Source organism: Hafnia paralvei ATCC 29927 (genome assembly GCF_001655005.1).
Lineage (GTDB): Bacteria > Pseudomonadota > Gammaproteobacteria > Enterobacterales > Enterobacteriaceae > Hafnia > Hafnia paralvei.
This window is the reverse complement of record NZ_LXET01000044.1, coordinates 358,785-377,020: the sequence shown is the minus strand read 5'-3', so window position 1 is coordinate 377,020 and position 18,236 is coordinate 358,785. Positions and strand designations below refer to the sequence as shown.

At 47.5% G+C, this 18,236-nt stretch carries 18 protein-coding genes and 3 tRNA genes; 10 read left to right on the top strand and 11 right to left on the bottom strand.

Going from position 1 to position 18,236, the window contains the following annotated elements; genetic code table 11:
* Window positions 1-66: 66 nt before the first annotated feature.
* Window positions 67-142, bottom strand: a tRNA-Val gene (locus tag M988_RS13450).
* A gap of 398 nt (window positions 143-540) precedes the next feature.
* On the opposite strand from M988_RS13450, the gene gltX reads away from it, so the two are divergent.
* Window positions 541-1,956 (top strand): glutamate--tRNA ligase, encoded by a 1,416-nt coding sequence (gltX, locus tag M988_RS13445; protein ID WP_004096164.1) that lies wholly within the window; start codon window positions 541-543, stop codon window positions 1,954-1,956.
* Window positions 1,957-2,066: 110 nt separating this feature from the next.
* Here gltX and M988_RS13440 read toward each other — a convergent pair whose 3' ends face one another.
* The gene (locus M988_RS13440; RefSeq protein WP_008812862.1) at window positions 2,067-2,279 is read right to left on the bottom strand and encodes a hypothetical protein; all 213 of its coding nucleotides are present in this window, start codon (window positions 2,277-2,279) and stop codon (window positions 2,067-2,069) included.
* 31 nt (window positions 2,280-2,310) lie between these two features.
* Window positions 2,311-2,706: a DNA-binding protein gene (locus tag M988_RS13435; RefSeq protein WP_008812863.1), complete on the bottom strand. Its 396-nt coding sequence runs from the start codon at window positions 2,704-2,706 to the stop codon at window positions 2,311-2,313.
* Window positions 2,707-2,965: 259 nt separating this feature from the next.
* Here M988_RS13435 and M988_RS13430 point away from each other — a divergent pair.
* Both M988_RS13430 and M988_RS13425 read left to right on the top strand, forming a co-directional pair.
* Window positions 2,966-3,041 (top strand) — tRNA-Ala (locus tag M988_RS13430).
* A gap of 76 nt (window positions 3,042-3,117) precedes the next feature.
* Window positions 3,118-3,193 (top strand) — tRNA-Ala (locus M988_RS13425).
* 249 nt (window positions 3,194-3,442) lie between these two features.
* On the opposite strand, the gene M988_RS13420 is transcribed toward M988_RS13425, so the two are convergent.
* Window positions 3,443-4,645 (bottom strand): NupC/NupG family nucleoside CNT transporter, encoded by a 1,203-nt coding sequence (locus M988_RS13420; RefSeq protein ID WP_004096155.1) that lies wholly within the window; start codon window positions 4,643-4,645, stop codon window positions 3,443-3,445.
* A gap of 402 nt (window positions 4,646-5,047) precedes the next feature.
* Here M988_RS13420 and M988_RS13415 point away from each other — a divergent pair, with 402 nt between their 5' ends.
* A complete protein-coding gene (locus tag M988_RS13415; RefSeq protein WP_008812864.1) occupies window positions 5,048-6,283 on the top strand; it encodes an Nramp family divalent metal transporter in 1,236 nt (411 codons plus the stop codon).
* Window positions 6,284-6,344: 61 nt separating this feature from the next.
* Here the strand turns inward: M988_RS13415 and M988_RS13410 are convergent, their stop codons facing one another.
* The gene (locus M988_RS13410) at window positions 6,345-6,770 is read right to left on the bottom strand and encodes a DUF2502 domain-containing protein (protein ID WP_008812865.1); all 426 of its coding nucleotides are present in this window, start codon (window positions 6,768-6,770) and stop codon (window positions 6,345-6,347) included.
* Window positions 6,771-6,963: 193 nt separating this feature from the next.
* Between M988_RS13410 and M988_RS13405 the strand changes: the two genes are divergently transcribed.
* Window positions 6,964-7,530, top strand: a complete 567-nt coding sequence (locus M988_RS13405) for a sugar O-acetyltransferase (protein ID WP_064574529.1) — start codon at window positions 6,964-6,966, stop codon at window positions 7,528-7,530.
* Here the strand turns inward: M988_RS13405 and mgrA are convergent.
* Window positions 7,527-8,516: an L-glyceraldehyde 3-phosphate reductase gene (mgrA, locus tag M988_RS13400; RefSeq protein ID WP_064574527.1), complete on the bottom strand. Its 990-nt coding sequence runs from the start codon at window positions 8,514-8,516 to the stop codon at window positions 7,527-7,529. The genes M988_RS13405 and mgrA overlap by 4 nt on opposite strands.
* Before the next feature lie 222 nt (window positions 8,517-8,738).
* On the opposite strand from mgrA, the gene M988_RS13395 reads away from it, so the two are divergent.
* Window positions 8,739-10,412 carry an alpha-keto acid decarboxylase family protein gene (locus M988_RS13395; protein WP_064574525.1) on the top strand — a complete coding sequence of 558 codons (1,674 nt, stop codon included), beginning with the start codon at window positions 8,739-8,741 and terminating at the stop codon, window positions 10,410-10,412.
* 16 nt (window positions 10,413-10,428) lie between these two features.
* On the opposite strand, the gene M988_RS13390 is transcribed toward M988_RS13395, so the two are convergent.
* Window positions 10,429-11,298 carry a LysR family transcriptional regulator gene (locus M988_RS13390; RefSeq protein WP_064574519.1) on the bottom strand — a complete coding sequence of 290 codons (870 nt, stop codon included), beginning with the start codon at window positions 11,296-11,298 and terminating at the stop codon, window positions 10,429-10,431.
* A 107-nt stretch (window positions 11,299-11,405) separates the two neighbouring features.
* Here M988_RS13390 and M988_RS13385 point away from each other — a divergent pair, with 107 nt between their 5' ends.
* The 3 genes from M988_RS13385 (at window position 11,406) to glk (ending at window position 13,777) form a co-directional block, all read left to right on the top strand.
* Window positions 11,406-11,858 carry a multidrug/biocide efflux PACE transporter gene (locus M988_RS13385; RefSeq protein WP_061060241.1) on the top strand — a complete coding sequence of 151 codons (453 nt, stop codon included), beginning with the start codon at window positions 11,406-11,408 and terminating at the stop codon, window positions 11,856-11,858.
* A 72-nt stretch (window positions 11,859-11,930) separates the two neighbouring features.
* A complete protein-coding gene (locus M988_RS13380; RefSeq protein ID WP_061060240.1) occupies window positions 11,931-12,632 on the top strand; it encodes an aspartate/glutamate racemase family protein in 702 nt (233 codons plus the stop codon).
* A 179-nt stretch (window positions 12,633-12,811) separates the two neighbouring features.
* On the top strand, window positions 12,812-13,777 hold the full coding sequence (glk, locus tag M988_RS13375; protein WP_064574517.1) for a glucokinase: 966 nt from the start codon (window positions 12,812-12,814) through the stop codon (window positions 13,775-13,777).
* 93 nt (window positions 13,778-13,870) lie between these two features.
* On the opposite strand, the gene M988_RS13370 is transcribed toward glk, so the two are convergent.
* The 4 genes from M988_RS13370 to M988_RS13355 all read right to left on the bottom strand — a co-directional run bounded on the left by M988_RS13370 (window position 13,871) and on the right by M988_RS13355 (window position 17,555).
* Window positions 13,871-14,272, bottom strand: a complete 402-nt coding sequence (locus M988_RS13370; RefSeq protein ID WP_064574515.1) for an HdeA/HdeB family chaperone — start codon at window positions 14,270-14,272, stop codon at window positions 13,871-13,873.
* 275 nt (window positions 14,273-14,547) lie between these two features.
* Window positions 14,548-15,282: a LytR/AlgR family response regulator transcription factor gene (locus M988_RS13365; RefSeq protein ID WP_008812873.1), complete on the bottom strand. Its 735-nt coding sequence runs from the start codon at window positions 15,280-15,282 to the stop codon at window positions 14,548-14,550.
* Entirely contained in the window at window positions 15,279-16,970 is a 1,692-nt protein-coding gene (locus M988_RS13360) for a sensor histidine kinase (protein ID WP_039189553.1), read from the bottom strand. The genes M988_RS13365 and M988_RS13360 overlap by 4 nt, the downstream gene beginning before the upstream one ends.
* 210 nt (window positions 16,971-17,180) lie before the next feature.
* Window positions 17,181-17,555: a MysB family protein gene (locus M988_RS13355; RefSeq protein WP_004096129.1), complete on the bottom strand. Its 375-nt coding sequence runs from the start codon at window positions 17,553-17,555 to the stop codon at window positions 17,181-17,183.
* 192 nt (window positions 17,556-17,747) lie between these two features.
* Between M988_RS13355 and M988_RS13350 the strand changes: the two genes are divergently transcribed.
* Entirely contained in the window at window positions 17,748-18,080 is a 333-nt protein-coding gene (locus M988_RS13350) for a DsrE family protein (protein ID WP_064574513.1), read from the top strand.
* Window positions 18,081-18,236 lie beyond the last annotated feature (156 nt).

Here is an 18,236-nt window from a genome sequence, read left to right as displayed (position 1 = left end):
CCCAGTCTGAAACCTGTCGTTTACTGCTGTATTTACTTCTTCACACTGCGGGAACACTCTAAAGAGTGGTGGGTGATGACGGGATCGAACCGCCGACCCCCTCCTTGTAAGGGAGGTGCTCTCCCAGCTGAGCTAATCACCCCCGCTGTGTGGAGTCGCATTATAGGGAGCGCCCGAAAATGGTCAACGCTTTTTTCAAGAAAAAATGCTGTTCGTTGGAAAAATAGTCAAGATGTCTTATACATAGGCAGCAATGATAGCTTTTTAAGCACATTCTGCAATATGCCCCCGATCTATAGACGTTACGGCGTTGAGGAATTGGGGCGTAATGGTAGAATGCTGGCTACTTATTAGTAATAGAAAGCAGGCAACATTTTTATTCCCGTTATTCTTCCCGTTGCACGTGCGCTGGCAGTGTTTGTCTTCTTGGTCACATCGTTATCTATGTGGCTATAGGCTCACAAATCTGTCGGCAGCCTGAAACTCGAATTATTTAGGGTATATAATGTCGGTCATTGCGTAATAAAGGCCACGTTTCACATGAAAATCAAAACCCGTTTTGCACCTAGCCCAACTGGCTACCTGCACGTAGGTGGTGCGCGTACCGCACTTTATTCTTGGTTGTTCGCCCGCCACGCCGGCGGTGAATTTGTTCTTCGTATCGAAGATACCGATCTTGAGCGCTCAACTCAGGAAGCGATCGACGCCATCATGGATGGTATGAACTGGCTGAATCTCGATTGGGACGAGGGTCCGTACTACCAGACCAAACGTTTTGATCGCTATAACCATGTGATCGATCAGATGTTAGAGCAGGGCACTGCGTATAAATGTTACTGCTCTAAAGAACGTCTCGAAGAGCTGCGTGAAACACAGATGGCTAACGGTGAGAAGCCTCGTTACGATGGTCGCTGCCGCCATAGCCATGAACATCATGCTGATGACGAGCCTCACGTAGTGCGTTTCTTGAACCCGCAGGAAGGTTCGGTGATCTTTGATGATAAAATTCGTGGCCCTATCGAATTTAGTAATCAGGAGCTGGATGATCTGATTATCCGCCGTACCGATGGCTCTCCAACCTATAACTTCTGTGTGGTTATTGATGATTGGGATATGGAAATTACCCATGTTATTCGTGGTGAAGACCATATCAACAATACGCCACGCCAGATTAATATCTTGAAAGCGCTGGGAGCACCGGTTCCTGAATATGCTCACGTTTCCATGATCTTGGGTGATGACGGCAAGAAACTGTCTAAGCGTCACGGTGCGGTTGGTGTGATGCAATATCGTGATGATGGCTATCTGCCGGAAGCTCTACTGAACTATCTGGTTCGTTTAGGGTGGTCTCATGGCGATCAGGAAATTTTCAGCATTGATGAAATGAAAGAGTTCTTCACGCTTGATGACATCAGCAAGTCTGCAAGTGCGTTTAACACTGAGAAGTTACAGTGGCTGAACCATCATTACATCAACACCATGCCTCCAGAATATGTTGCTATCCATCTGGCATGGCACATCCATGAGGCGGGTTATGAAACGCGTAATGGTCCACAGCTGGTAGAAATCGTTAAGTTGCTGGCCGAGCGTTGTAAAACTCTGAAAGAGATGGCCGCTCAGGCGCGCTACTTCTATGAGGATTTCACCGAGTTTGATGCTGATGCAGCGAAAAAACATCTTCGCCCTGTGGCACGCCAGCCATTGGAGTTAGTGCGAGCTAAACTGGCTGCCATTACCGATTGGACTGCTGAAAATATTCATCACGCGATCCAAGGAACTGCGGATGAGCTTGAAGTAGGGATGGGCAAAGTCGGCATGCCACTGCGTGTTGCGGTTACAGGCGCAGGTCAGTCACCAGGTGTGGATGTTACCGTGCATGCGATTGGTCAACAGCGCTCACTTAAGCGTATTGATATGGCTTTGGCCTTTATTGCTGAGCGAGAAGCACAGCAATAAATAAAAGAGTCGCATCAGTAAAACAAAAACCGGCTAAGGCCGGTTTTTTTGCACGTGAAACTTACGATTATGGTTGTTCAGCTTACGTATGATGGAGATTAATGAACACCCTAGTTTTTCATCAGCAGGGTATGGCTAGTTTTAGCGTTGGTGTGTAGGCAACAAAGCAACGCATCGATTCCCTCACGCATGACAAAAGTCGTTAGAAGCTGGCGCTCTTCTTGGCTCATTTGGTTAAAAATAGTGAGCCACGCTTTGTCTGGAGTGGAAGAGCCTGAGCCTAAATTGACGAGATCTTTTTTAGTGAACCATTCCTTCTTCATTTTGCAATCCTTGCGTCTTAGTACGATACGATTAAGAGACAGGTTCGATATTTTCTTCATCAGGTGTAGTAACGGCTTGAGGGCGTGCACCTAAGCGCTCGAAGAGAGCATTGATACCTTGGCGCATAATAAAACGCGTTAGCAGTTCACGTTCTTCTTCAGTCAATTGGTAATATATCGCGCTCCATGCTTTTTCTGCCTTGGGCATATCTGCTAAATAAAACGATGACTCCTCATTTGCGAGCAGGGCAGAAACAACTTCATCTGGGAAACTACTGATATGGTACTCAAGAGCTTTGCCTTGAACACCACTTCGCTTTTGTTTACGCCATCCTTCGGATTTCGCACGCTGATTTATTGCCTGAGGCGTGGTCGGGAAACCGGCGATTCCAACCAATTCTTTTGCTGCATACCATTCCTTATTCATCATCCTTCCTTGCTAAAAGTCACAGCGTTTCTATTACTCGAAATAGTTACACATCTAGCTAATAGAATACAGTGAGTAGAACCATAAAACAGCGTTAGCTTTCCTAAAGATTGAATTTGCTCTGGCTACTGATTTGTCGATAAATAACGTTGAGTTGGCGTCTTTTTCAGCGTTTAAATCAGGAAGAACATTTAGCCGTTGACAGCTTTTGTGAGGTTTCATATCATGCGCCCCGTTAACGCGATTAAGCGTCAGCGTTGGGGCTATAGCTCAGCTGGGAGAGCGCTTGCATGGCATGCAAGAGGTCAGCGGTTCGATCCCGCTTAGCTCCACCAACCTTTTCTCAGATTGGTTGGAAACATTATTAAGTAATAAGAAAGAAGTACAACCACTTCTCGTAGTATCAGTCGTGGGGCTATAGCTCAGCTGGGAGAGCGCTTGCATGGCATGCAAGAGGTCAGCGGTTCGATCCCGCTTAGCTCCACCAAAATTAAGAAAGCCGACAGAAATGTCGGCTTTTTGCTTTTCTAGATCCCGCGTTCAACTCCATGCTTAATCCCACACAAAAGTTCTATTTCGTCTTTTTCAACCATGGCTCACGCTAGCGAGTGGGACGCCCCCATAAAAGGCGCTGTAATCGATACTAGGGAATTTTCTTAAAAAAGGTGTGGGTTGGGTAGGGGGCAATAAAAAAGGCGCCTAAGCGCCTTTTAACCAATCAGAATGCGCCTGTGAATTACAGGAACAGACCTGCAATCGATGCAGACAGAATACTTACCAGCGTAGAACCGTAAACCAGCTTCAGGCCGAAACGTGCAACGACGTTACCCTGATGTTCGTTCAGGCCTTTGATTGCACCTGCGACGATACCGATGGACGAGAAGTTAGCGAAAGAAACCAAGAACACGGACAGAATGCCCAGTGAGCGAGGAGACAGATCGGTAGCAATCTTCTGCAGATCAATCATGGCAACGAATTCATTGGAAACCAGCTTGGTCGCCATGATGCTACCCACGTTCAGCGCTTCGTGGCTTGGTACACCCATCACCCATGCAAATGGATAGAAGACATAACCTAGCAGTCGTTGGAAGGTCATTCCTTCGATATGGAAGAATGTGAAGATCCACTCGGTCAAGCCGTTCAGCGCTGCAATCAGGGCGATAAAGCCAATCAGCATAGCAGAAACGATAATCGCGACTTTGAAACCAGCCAGAATATATTCGCCCAGCATTTCAAAGAAGCTTTGACCTTCGTGGGTGTTTTTCAGCTGAATATCGGCTTCACCATCCACAGAATATGGGTTAATCAGGGACAGTACGATAAAGGTACTGAACATGTTTAACACCAGCGCTGCCACCACAAATTTGGCATCCAGCATGGTCATATACGCACCTACAATGGACATCGAAACGGTAGACATCGCCGTTGCTGCCATGGTGTACATACGTTTTTCTGACATTTTACCCAGAACATCTTTGTACGCGATGAAGTTTTCAGACTGACCCAGAATCAGTGAGCTCACGGCGTTGAAAGATTCCAGCTTACCCATGCCGTTGATTTTAGACAGCACGGTACCAATTGCACGGATGATAATTGGCAATATGCGGATGTGCTGAAGAATACCAATCAGGGCAGAGATAAAGACGATTGGGCACAGTACGTTTAGGAAGAAGAAGGCCAGTCCTTTGTCACTCATGTTACCGAAGACGAAGTTGGTACCTTCTGCCGCATACTTGAGCAGAGTTTCGAAGAAACCTGAGAAGCCTTTCACGAAGCCCAAACCGATGTTGGAGTTCAAGAAGAAATAGGCCAGCAGGATCTCTACGACTAACAGCTGAACAATGAAGCGCACACGAATGCTTTTGCGATCGCGGCTAACGAGCAGGGCAAGTACCGCTACCACCGCAAGGGCTAAAACAAAATGCAAAATAGGGGACATACAGTGCTCCAAATTATGAGGCAGGCTAAATTTCGCAGCACATTCTATGTAACGGCACAGGTAAAAACGAGACTTAGGTTGCAAATATTGAAATTGTTATAACGTAAATCAAGAAAAAAGTTAGAAAAGTAACAAAACAGCCCCAATAGCGATGTTAGTGAAAGTTTGATAAAATGTGATATTATTATTAAACACCATATTCTGCCGTTTGGGAATGAAGGTGGAAAGTATGTAAAGCAGAAAGCGCCTTGCCAGACTCCACAAGCCAACGACCTATCAAAGAGATAGGGAATATCGCTTAAGTTGATATTGATAATCATTCTCATTTTGAGGATAATGGAGTCAAGAACAAAGTTTAAGTCACAAATTGCTGACGTGACTATAGGTGTTAAGGTGGCTGATATGCTTGATTCACGCGTTGTGGAAACAACTCCTCCAGCGTCTCGAAAGATAAAACTTTCGCTGATGGGGCCTGCTTTTATCGCCGCCATTGGCTACATCGATCCTGGTAATTTTGCCACTAACATTCAGGCTGGCGCTTCTTACGGCTACAAACTGCTATGGGTGGTTGTCTGGGCCAACTTCATGGCCATGCTGATCCAACTTCTTTCTGCTAAGCTCGGGATTGCTACGGGCAAAAACCTTGCAGAACATATTCGCGATCGCTTTCCTCGACCTGCGGTGTGGGCCTACTGGGTTCAGGCTGAAATTATTGCGATGGCTACTGATTTAGCTGAGTTCATTGGCGCAGCGATCGGTTTCAAACTGCTGTTGGGATGTACTTTACTGGAAGGCGCGGTATTAACCGGTATTGCTACATTTTTGATTCTCACCTTACAGCGCCGTGGGCAGAAGCCTCTTGAGCTGGTAATTGGTGGTTTACTCTTATTTGTTGCAGCGGCTTATATTGTGGAACTCGTATTTTCTCAGCCAAGTATTGCGCAATTAGCTCATGGGATGCTCGTTCCTGATTTACCCACTCATGAAGCCGTATTTTTGGCCGCAGGTGTATTGGGTGCAACCATTATGCCGCATGTTATCTATTTGCATTCTTCGCTGACTCAGACTTCGTCATCGAAAGGGACTAAGGCAGAGCGCTACTCTTCCACTAAGCTTGATGTCGCAATTGCCATGACAATTGCAGGTTTTGTGAACCTTGCGATGATGGCGACAGCGGCTGCAGCATTTCACTTCTCTGGTCATAGTGGGATTGCAGAGCTTGATCAGGCCTATTTGACGCTGAAACCTTTGCTTGGTCATGCAGCCGCCACTATCTTTGGCCTGAGTCTCGTGGCCGCAGGTCTTTCCTCTACCGTGGTCGGCACATTGGCTGGTCAGGTTGTGATGCAAGGTTTTGTCCGATTCTATATCCCTTTGTGGGTGCGCCGCGTAGTGACCATGTTACCGTCGTTTATCGTCATTATGGCGGGTCTCGATGCAACGCGGATCCTGTTGCTCAGTCAGGTATTATTGAGTTTCGGTATCGCTTTGGCTTTAGTACCTTTGCTTCGATTTACCGGTAATAAAGAACTCATGGGTGAAATGGTTAACGGTCGCTATGTACAGAATGCGGGCAGAGTGATTGTGGTTATCGTCGTCGGGTTAAACTTTTATCTGCTGGCAAGTATGCTGTTTTAGTATTGAGAAGATTTAAAGAAAATAATGGGCTCCTTTTAGGAGCCCATTATTTGTTAAGTACTTAATGGTGGCCATGGCCTTTGCCATGATCGTCGTGATGATCATGGTCTCTATTTTTGTCATGGCCATTTTTATAGTGACCATAGTGATTGCCATTGTCGTGGCGGTAATGTTTGTTTTTGTAGCGATAGTATTTTCCGCCGCGCGAATAATAGTTCTTATGCCACCATCCCTGATCTCGCCAGCGTCCGCCATCCCAATAATATCCGCGAGGGCTACGATCGCCAATCCAGCGCCCCTGATGGCTACGCCACCAGCTCTGATCGCGCCAGTCGTAGCCATCCCAATAGTTCCCTCGTTGATCGCGGTCACCTAAATGCAATGTAACGCCTGGAAGTAAATCGATATCTGCCGATGTTGCCTGTGCAACACCCAGAGGCAACAGGCTACAGAAGGCCAGTGCGATGGCCGCAATGCGCTGGTACATATTTTTCTCCTTATGCGGAAGGACGCTAATCGCTATTGTCATCAATGGCTGATATATAACGCTGCCATTCCTTTCTGTTAGCTGATATTAGCATTCTGAATGTGATGATAATGTGGAGAAATAGGGTAATCTGCTGGTGAAAACTGTGTTTGAGATTATTCTGTCTGCCTAGCCAATTAAAGGAGCTGTATGCATGAGCAAAAGTGAAAAGCAGAAGATGATTGATGGAGAAAACTATTACTCGTCAGATAGTGAATTAGTCGCAGATAGAACGCGGGCTATTGATCTATGTTATCGCTTTAATCATACCCTTCCATCTCAGCGGGAAGCCCGCCAAGCGTTGATTCACGAATTGCTACCCCATGCAGATAAGCAGGCGGAAATCACGGGGCCTTTCTTTTGCGACTATGGCCACAACATCAACATCGGTCAGCGTTTTTACGCCAATATGGATCTGACGATTCTGGACATTGCGCCCGTCACTATTGGTGATGACGTGATGTTTGCACCGCACGTACAGCTCTATACCGCCGCTCATCCTACAAATCCTGAACAGCGTATTTCCGGTATCGAGTTTGGCAAACCGATAACCATTGGCAACAACGTGTGGATCGGCGGCGGAGTGATCGTCTGTCCGGGAGTCACTATTGGTGATGGCTCAGTGATTGGAGCGGGAAGCGTGGTGACCAAAGATATCCCGCCGCGCGTGGTGGCGGCGGGAAATCCATGTCGTGTACTGCGTTCGGTAGATGAAGACTAGCTGGCCAAAATACGTTCAATGGCGCTGATCTCTTCGGCGCTAAAATGACGGTTTTCTAGCATACCAACAGCATCTTCAATTTGGCTGGTTCGGCTTGCACCAATAAGCACTGAGGTGATGCGGTCGCCGCGCAGAACCCACGCAAGCGCCATTTGCGAAAGTTTTTGCCCACGAGCCAGCGCCATATCATTTAATTTTTTAATCTGACCAAGCTTCTGTTCAGTAATGGCTTCCGGTTTTAAGAACTTGCTGTGTGCCGCACGCGAATCCGGTGGAATACCGTGTAGGTAGCGATCGGTAAGCAAACCGCCGGCTAATGGGGAAAAGGCAATCGATCCAACGCCCTCATCCTGTAATACGTCCAGCAAACCGCCTTCAACCCAACGTTCAAACATTGAATACTTCGGTTGATGAATTAGACAAGGTGTTCCGAGATCGCGCAGGATCTTAATGGCTTGGCGAGCCGTTTCGGCCGGATAGTTTGATAGTCCAACATACAGCGCTTTGCCTTGACGCACTATCAAGTCGAGAGCGCCCATGGTCTCTTCCAGTGGCGTATTCGGGTCTGGTCGATGGTGGTAGAAAATATCGACATAGTCCAATCCCATTCTTTTCAGGCTTTGGTTTAGGCTGGCGATCAGATACTTTTTACTGCCCCAGTCACCGTAGGGCCCCTCCCACATGGTGTAACCCGCTTTGCTGGATATCACCATTTCGTCTCGATATGGCATGAGATCCTGCTGCAGAATGCGGCCAAAATTGGTCTCCGCAGAGCCGGGAGGTGGGCCATAGTTGTTAGCCAAATCAAAATGAGTAATGCCTAAATCGAAGGCACACAGCAACATATCGCGGCTGTTATCAAACAGCGTGGTATCACCAAAGTTATGCCACAGCCCGAGCGAAATAGCCGGTAGCTGTAAACCGCTGTGCCCGCAACGTCGATATTCCATAGATTGATAGCGCTTAGGACTTGCAAGATAACTCATTGATCTTCCTTACACGAAAACATGAAAAAAGCTCACTAGAGCGTGAATTCTCATCGCTGATAATGCACCAAATGCGTGTTCACTGCGTAAATCTAGCTTTCCATCATGCTCCCCAGTGGTTTTTTACGCCACTAAAAAGCGCCCCCTATACTTCTAATCGTCAATTGAATTTTCGTTTCTGCAACGCGTGTTGCACTGAAATCGCTAATTGGGAGCATCGTAATGAGCAAGACTTTAAACCGCAATATTTACAGCGTGTCCGATTATCTCCTTGATCGACTTTCACAGGCGGGTATCCAACACGTATTTGGTGTTCCCGGAGATTACAACCTCAGGTTTTTAGACTTTGTCACCGCTCATCCGCAGTTGGAATGGGTCGGTTGCGCTAACGAACTTAACGCTGCCTATGCGGCTGATGGTTATGCACGTTGCGCTCCGGCAGCGGCTTTGGTAACGACGTTTGGCGTAGGGGAGTTGAGTGCGATAAACGGCACCGCCGGTAGTTATGCCGAGTATTTACCGGTGATACATATTGTAGGAGCTCCCAACCGCCGTTCTCAGCAAAAAGGGGAGTTGCTACACCATACTTTAGGCGATGGCGACTATGGTCATTTCTATCGTATGGCGGCGGAAGTGACCTGCTCTCAGGCCGTGTTAACCCCTGAGAATGCCGCGCTAGAAATCGATCGTGTGCTCAGCGATGTGCTGTATCACCGCCGCCCAGGTTACATCTTACTGCCAAGCGATGTCTGCGATGAGCCAATCCGTACTGAGCTTTATCCGTTTGCCGCTAGACAGGATGAGGTGACGGGGCTGAGTGAGTTTATTCAGGCTGCGCGTGATCTACTAAAACCGGCTCGCAAAGTGGCTTTGTTAGCGGATTTTCTCGCCGATCGATTTGGGCAAAAACAACGGGTTCAACAACTTTCTGACCTACAGGGTGTGGCCAGTGCGACGCTGCTGATGGGGAAAGGTGTGCTGGATGAAAGCCGGCCTAATTTTATTGGCACCTATGCCGGTGGTGCGAGTCAACCCAAGGTCAAGGCTGCAATAGAAAACGCCGATGTGCTCATTAGCGTTGGTGTGCGTTTGACCGACAGTGTTACGGCTGGTTTTACTCATCAAATCGCGGCCGATAAAACGATCGACCTGCAGCCGTTTTCGGCCAGCGTTGCAGGGCAGGTTTTCAGCCAGTTACCGATGGGTGATGCGTTGGCAGCACTGACGGAACTGGCAAAGGAGTTAAGTGTTGAATGGCAGGCACCGGAATCCTTGCTCGACTGTTTACCGGAAAGCCATGGAAACAAACTCGATCAGCCTGCTTTTTGGCAGCAGATGCAACGCTTTTTACGTCCAGATGACATTGTGGTTGCCGAGCAGGGGACGGCCAGTTTTGGCTCAGCCACATTGCGATTGCCTAAAGGGGTGACTTTTATTGTTCAGCCGTTATGGGGATCTATCGGTTATACCCTGCCAGCAATATTGGGTGCTCAGCTGGCGCAGCCTCACCGACGTGTAGTTCTGATGATTGGTGATGGTTCGGCGCAGCTGACGATCCAAGAACTGGGTACTCTGCTACGCCACGGCCTGAAACCGGTTATTATTTTGCTGAATAATGACGGTTATACCGTGGAACGTGCGATTCACGGACCTGAAGAGAGCTACAACGATATTGCTGCGTGGAATTGGACTAAAATTCCGTCTGCGCTATCGGTGAATGGCGATTTTTCCACCCATAAGGCGGACAGCGTTCCGGCTTTGGAAAAGGTGCTCAGCGAAGTTAACGTTCCCAAGGCGTTAACGCTCATCGAAGTGATGTTGCCTAAGATGGATGTGCCAGAATATCTCGCTAAGCTGAGTAAAGCCATTGCTGAGCGTAATGCAGCCCATGAGTAATATATTCGAGTGATGTCTACGCTGGCATCCCCAACAAATAGTCTTTGATCCAACTCCCTGCTGGCCCCGGTGGGGAGCCTTTTGACCATACAACATCCACCGAGGTGGATTTCGGCCAGCCGGGAACCGATAGCTGCACCAGCTCATCGCGGTGACAAAACTCGTCGACTAGCGCACAGGGCAGCACGCTCCAGCCAAGTCCCTGAACCGCCATACTTAGCAGCAGTAAATAGTTCGGCGCAGACCAAATCACCCCATGCACACGAGCCTGATCGCGTTCCAGATAGGTACTTAAACGTAGCTCTCTGACGGCATCCAATTCTTCGGGGCGGATACGTTCTCGCTGAGCAAGTGGGTGCGTCGGCGCCGCGTAAATGGCCATCTCGGTTTGTTTGCTTAACCGTGCGGCGCTAATGTCGGGTGGATAACTTTTCCTCGCTTCAATAAGCCCTATGTGGGCGCGATTTTTTTGTAGCAGATCGATAACGTCCTCTTCTTCACCTATCAGGCATTCAAATTCCGTATCGGGATAGCGGCGATCGAATTCATGCAGGAGTGCTTCGAGCGCGCTGGGATGAAAAGTATCAGAAAGGACGAATGTGAGCCGCGGTTCAATCTGATCCATTAACCGCACGGCAAGCTGATCCAAACGTTCGCTGGCGGCCAGGATCTCTTGCACATGGATCAATACCCGCTGTCCTTGTTCCGTCAGCACCGGTTGGCGCGCTGAACGATCAAATAGGATGACACCTAAATCATCTTCCAGATTCGCAATTGCCGTACTGATCGTGGACTGGCTTTTATGTAGTCGGCGAGCGGCGGCCGAGAAGGAACCCGCAGAAACAGTTTCAACAAAGGCATTCAGTGCTTCGGGAGAATATCGCATAAAGTATCTATTTTATCGATGGTATCTAATTTCAATATAACGCTTTAGTTGATGATAATCACGATCTCTGACATCTCTCAGAGGGTTTATTTGAGGTTCTTGTGATTATGCAACGTAAAACTTTGATGGAACGTGTATTCCATGCCGTCACTTTCGAGGCTATTGCCACGCTTATTTGTGCCCCAGTGGGGGCTTATCTTATGCAGCGCTCAGTGTGGGAGATGGGCGGTTTAACCATTATTTTGGCTACCGCCGCGATGATTTGGAACATCATTTATAACGCGATTTTTGATCGACTGTGGCCAGTGAGCCGCGTCGTGCGTAATGTCAAAGTCCGTATTTTCCACGCGCTAGGCTTTGAGTGCGGATTTATCGTTATTGGCGTCAATATCGCGGCCTTTGTATTGGGGATTTCGATGCTACAGGCTTTCCTGCTGGAGTTAGGGATTATCCTGTTCTTCCTGCCGTATACGATGCTGTATAACTGGGTTTATGACATCCTGCGTGAGCGTATCGTTGAGCGTCGCTCTGCTCGCAAGATGGCGTCAACACTCCGCTAATGCTGTACTCGTTCCGCAAGCCTGCGTTATGTTAATCCAAGAAGCTATATGGGATTAGCGAGAGGCTGAAACATGAAAACATTGGGTTTGCTGGGCGGAATGAGCTGGGAATCAACGGTTCCTTACTACCGGATTATCAATGAAACGGTCAAAAACCAGCTGGGGGGATTACATTCCGCTCGGCTGGTTTTATATAGCGTTGATTTTGCTGAAGTAGAACATTTGCAAATGCGTGGTGAGTGGGCGCAGGCGGGAGAGCTGTTGGCTGATGCTGCGCAGCGTCTACAGGCCGCCGGCGCCGAAGGAATCGTGGTGTGTACCAACACGATGCATAAAGTGGCCGAACAGATTGAATCTCGCTGCGGATTACCTCTGCTGCATATTGCTGATGCGACGGCGGCACGCATTAAGGCGCAAGGGCTAACGCGCATTGGGCTATTAGGCACGCGTTTTACTATGGAGCAGGATTTTTATCGCGGGCGGCTCACGGATAAATTTGGCATCGAGGTTATTGTGCCCAACGAGTCAGATAGAGAAGTCATCCACCGCATTATTTATCAGGAACTGTGCTTAGGACAGATCCGTCCTGAATCACGTCAGCAGTATCGCGAGATTATGCAGCGTCTGTCTGAACAGGGTGCACAGGGGATTATCCTTGGTTGCACGGAGATTGCTCTGCTGGTGGCTCAAACCGATGCCGTCGTTCCTTTGTTTGATACAGCCCAAATACATGCCGAATATGCAGCACACTGGGCTTTGGGTCATGCGAGTTAATCGCCTAAGTTCATAGGCAAAATGACAAGGTGAAATTGGAAGCTGAAACGATTTTTGTGATCGATTTCACTATTGCGTGGCACGGAGATGATCGGTCATTGTGACGGCCGCAGGGGCTGTGGTTAGATACGCTCTGTCATTTTTGGGTGGTTCAGGTAGCACATTGGGGAGAGGGCAGTATGACTACGCACGCACTGGTCGGGGATGTCGGCGGCACTAACGCTCGTCTGGCGCTTTGTTCGCTGGAAAACGGTGAGATCTCACAGGCCAAGACCTATTCCGGCTTAGAGTTTGATAGCTTGGAAGCAACAATCCGTACTTATCTGCAAGAACATAACGTTTCTGTCAAGGAAGCCTGTATCGCCATTGCTTGCCCAGTGACCGAAGATTGGGTGGCGATGACTAACCATTCTTGGGCATTTTCTATTGCGGAGATGAAAAAGAATCTGGCGCTGGAAAAATTAGAGGTCATCAATGACTTTACTGCGGTATCGATGGCGATTCCGATGCTTAAACCTGAGCACCTGATGCAATTTGGCGGCAAAGAGCCACAGAAGGATAAACCGATCGCTATTTACGGTGCCGGAACAGGGCTCGGAGTTGCACACCTGATCCATGCGGCAGAGCGTTGGATCAGCTTGCCGGGCGAGGGCGGGCACGTCGATTTTGCAGCCAATAGCGAAGAGGAAGATATGATTCTGGAAGTGCTACGCCCAGAGCTAGGTCATGTTTCCGCTGAGCGTATCCTTTCTGGGCCGGGCTTAGTTAATCTGTACCATGCGATTGTGAAATCTGACGGGCGTCTGCCGGAAAATTTAGCGCCAAAAGATGTAACTGAACGCGCGCTAGCCGATTCATGCACTGACTGCCGTCGAGCTTTGTCACTCTTTTGCGTCATTATGGGGCGTTTTGGCGGTAATTTGGCCTTGAATATGGCGACTTTTGGCGGCGTATATATCGCAGGTGGGATTGTTCCTCGGTTCCTTGAGTTCTTCAAGGCCTCAGGATTCCGCGCAGCTTTTGAAGACAAAGGTCGTTTCAAAGATTATGTGCATGATATTCCTGTGTATATGATTACGCATGATAACCCAGGCCTGCTGGGCGCAGGTGCACATTTGCGTCAAGAGTTGGGGATTAAACTTTAGCTTCTACCGATGCCGATCATGCGCTCGAAAAGCCTGCATAGTTATCCTATGCAGGCTTTTTTCGTTAGTCGTGGTAATCAGAAATCACGATGTTCAGAAGTGTCTTTGGATGTATTGCTCTATTTTACTTTTTAAGTCTACCAGCTTAAGCGCTGGTGTTTTATGGCACTCTTCAATCACCATTGGGGTGACGAACTCGTCAATCTGCCTTTGATCTACGTCATCATTGCCTTGGTCATTTGGATCGAGATTGCTTACCCAGAATACGACGGGTGTCTGTGCTTGTGTATCCAACGCCAAAAAGTCTTCGCAGGACATATGAACCGATGTGTTTTTGGACTCTTTTAGATTTGCGGTTTGAACCGTGCCCGCCGATGTATCGATGGGGATAACCATACTATTCTGTTGCTCACAACCTTCCACTGAGGTTGCATAAGCACAGGTCGTCGCCAGAAGTGTGCCAATAAGGGCAACTGCAAAAATGTTATTATTCATCACTATTCTCTTGTCATACAACCGAGCTAATTGCTCATAAATCAATCAATAAATTACTGTGTTATTAGATGGGTATAATAACTTGTGAAATTATTTTTCGTAACACAAATAATATATATCACTTAATTATTTTATCTGTTTAGAGATTAGCTCTATATGTGTAGTGATTTGGTCTAGTTGGATATGGTGACGTAGATTTTTATTTTGAAAAAAAAAGAGAGATTTTCTGTGAAATCTCTCTTTTTATTGGGCATTTCCTAGCAAACATGCCAGCGCTAAAGCCGCATTAACTGTCTGAATGCTTTTATTTTTCCACGACTTACGGGAACTTCAAATTCAAGATCGGTAAGACGTAACACATAGGTGTTATTGAACCAAGGGACGATTTCACGAATCTTTGCAAGGTTTACGCAGTACGAACGATGACAGCGGAAAAACTTCTCCTCTGGCAGACGGTTACAGAATTCGGTGATATTCATCGGCATCACAAACTCTTCACGGCGCGTAAAAACGCGCGTGACTTTTTCATCAGCGGCAGCGTAATAGATATCGTTGCACTCGGTGACAATGATTCGCTCGTCTTTAATCAGATTGATGGTTTTTGGCGCAGGGCGTGTCACGGTATTGTTTTGAGTTAATTCCTGATCGCGCTGGTGGCTTGCTTCTAGCTTTTGCAGCATGGTGATAATGCGTGACTCATGGTAAGGCTTCAAAATATAGTCAAACGCTTCTAACTCAAAAGCCTCAACAGCATGTTCTTTGTAGGCGGTAATGAAAATAATCTGCGGTTTACGCGCAAACTTGCTTAGGTTTTGCGCCAGCAAAACACCATCTAACGACGGGATATTAATGTCGAGGAAGATAGCGTCCACTTCGTTGTGTTGGAGATATTTTAAGACGTCGAGACCATCGTCGAAGGTTCCAACAATCTGAATTTTGCTATGCGTACGGACTAAGTAGCTCAGTTCTTCCTGAGCTAAGAATTCATCTTCTACGATGATGGCTTTCATGGTGTATTAACCTCCTTGGGTTCTAGCACCGAGAGTTCGCTGTGCGTAGAAACGCTTGGGGTAATGTAAAAATAGATTTCAGTACCGGGTTCAAGGCGGCGAATATGCAGCCCATCCCCATAAAGTAGTTTGACGCGCTGATGGACGTTCAACAGGCCAATTTTATTCCCAGGCATATCGCCGCGCTCGACGCGGTCAATCGTTTCTTGGCTGATCCCATTACCTGTATCTTTGATTGAAATCCGGATCCGGTTGTCTTTCTTTTTCACCGCAATTGCCACAACGCCTTTGCCACGGCATGGCTGAATGCCATGAACAATCGCGTTTTCGACTAAGGGCTGAATGAGTAGGCTGGGGATGGTTAAATCCACATCGTCGATATCAAAAATGACGGTTAGCTTATTGCCGAAGCGTGCTTTTTCTATCGCGACATAGTCTTGTACCTGATGCAGTTCGCGCTTGATATCAATATGTTCGTCGTTGAGTTCAAGGTTGAATCGCAGATAGCTAGCCAAATTGATAATCAGTTGGCGAGCGGTGTCTGGATTGGTTCGAATCGAGGAAGAAATAGCGTTAAGCGCATTGAATAGAAAATGCGGATTAATCTTGCTTTGTAGGGCACGGAGTTCGGCTTTGTCAGCCATTTCACGCAGTTGCTCAATGCGTGAAACTTCAATTTGGGTAGAGATAATTTGAGATAGTCCTACTGCCATTACTTTTAATGAATAGGTAATTTTATGGGCGTGGCAGTAATAAATTTTTAGTGTGCCAGTCACTTCACCTTTTTCCCGAAGTGGGATGATGATTTGCGAATGGATCTGCGGTGTGCGGTGGGCTTCGTCGTTATTATTGATGGTAATGTCGCCGCGCTGGATGGTTTGGCGAGTGACATCGCTGATGAGCTCTTGCCCAATATTATATTGTTCTTGGCCAACGCCTACGTAGGCAAGGATGTTTTCTGTGTTGGTAATCGCGACTGCATCGGCGTTGATATCATCCCGAATGATGCTACAAATCGTCATCAAAGAGTCATTATTGATATTACGGAAGTAGGGGAGGGTTTTGTTAGCAATATCGAGTGCCAGTTTAGCCTGACGAGCGGCGATAACCTCTTTCTCATCCTCCACGCTCTGCACCAGCAAAACGATCAGGCCAATACAACCGGCGCCAAGGATCATGGGTAAACCGATATGCTCAACGATATCGATGCCTAACGGTTTTGAGTCGATAAAGGCGATGATCAGCAGCATGGTGAGACTTTCGCACAGCATGCCCGCCAAAATACCCGCGCTCCAACGCTTTTCCTTGGCCACGCGTTGATGGATCCACGCTGAAATAATACCGGCCACGATGCTGCTGATTAAGCATGGAATAGCGGTCACACCGTCCATGTCGATGAGGTAACGATGTACTCCCGCAATAACGCCGGTAATAATTCCCACCCACGGACCAAACAGTATCCCACCCGAAACCACGGCGATAATTCGCACGTTGATAAGTGCGCCTTCCACGCTGATGCCGTTATAAGTACTGAAAAGGGCAAAAGTGGTGAAGATAGCGGTGACCGCAGCCAATTCAATTCGAGTATGCTGCTCTTTTTGCAGCAGTTGGCGGAATAGGCGAATACGCGTCAGAAAGAAGATACAGATGAGCATCAGGGCGGCGCGTTCAAAAACCGCCAACAGCATGTTGAAATTTTCTTGCAAAATATTTTAAACCGAATCATTCATCGCATAGGTGAATGGCGATTATAGCCATAAAGTATCAGCGATGATAATCAACCAGAGCGGTAGCGCTACTTAGATCTATGATGAGGAGGCAGAATTAACAGAAGAGGACACAATCGATCTATCCCAGGAACGGAAGTACGATAGATCGATTGAGATGTGAAATCGCGACTAGTTTTGTTCTTCCCATTCATCGGAGGCCGCTTCGCCTTCTTCTGTGTCCAGCGGCGGCTCATATTGAAAGTCATCTTCGTCCCACTCATAGAGTGTGTTCTCAGTGATCCACTCTTCGCGAATTTCCACTTCGTCGTAGTCGTTATCGAAAATAGCCTGTGCAGCTTCGCCACTAAACATTGGCACACCTTCGCCGCCTTCATCTTCAGTGGCGTGAAACTCCGCTAACCACATAATCTCGCCATCTTGCATAACATATTTTTGCAGATTGAATTGTGCAACCTGCGATGCATCGTCACTATTCTCATGATCGGCCAGATAGGTTTCGCGGGCGGCGTCGATAGCTTCATCTAAGGTTAGGTACATGTCCATGATGTTTCTCGCTATTGGTAGTGGTTATGAATTTCTCTATTCAAATATCTATTGTTGATTGTTTCTGTAAAGGTGCAAGAAAACGGCAAGATTTTTTTGCATTTCAAGATGGCAACAGAAGTGCCCAGCAATGACTTTGCTTACGCAGACTGCTAAGGTTCGCTTCATGTATTCATCAATATTGTTGGCTATATGAAAGTCGTCATGCATGTTTCCGAATCAACCCACTGTATCTCTGCCTTTAATAACGCAACCAATCTCCTCAAAGCCCGAAGCGGTGCGTTTACCGATATTCATATTATCTTCACGGGGTCGGCCATCAGTACACTGATTGCAGACAGCGACGAGTCTCCCAATTGGGAAGCCCTGCAGCAAGCTAACGTTGTTCTACTTGCCTGTGAAAATGCTATGCGCGCGAATAACATAACGTTAGATAAACTATTGATGGGTGTAAACACAGTCCCTGCCGGAATATTGGCGTTGGTTGAGCACCAAGAAAATGGTTATTTCTACATCAAACCTTAAAACGAATCCCCGTTACCGCACCGGTTTCTGAAAACGACCGGTGTGGATTGGCTTTCTCATTTCGAGTTAAGCGTTTTACGGTTCCGTTCTTACGCTCTTGGTCAATCAGAATTATGGATAAAAAAGCGTCTTCCCGCGGTATATCTCGGTGTTTGA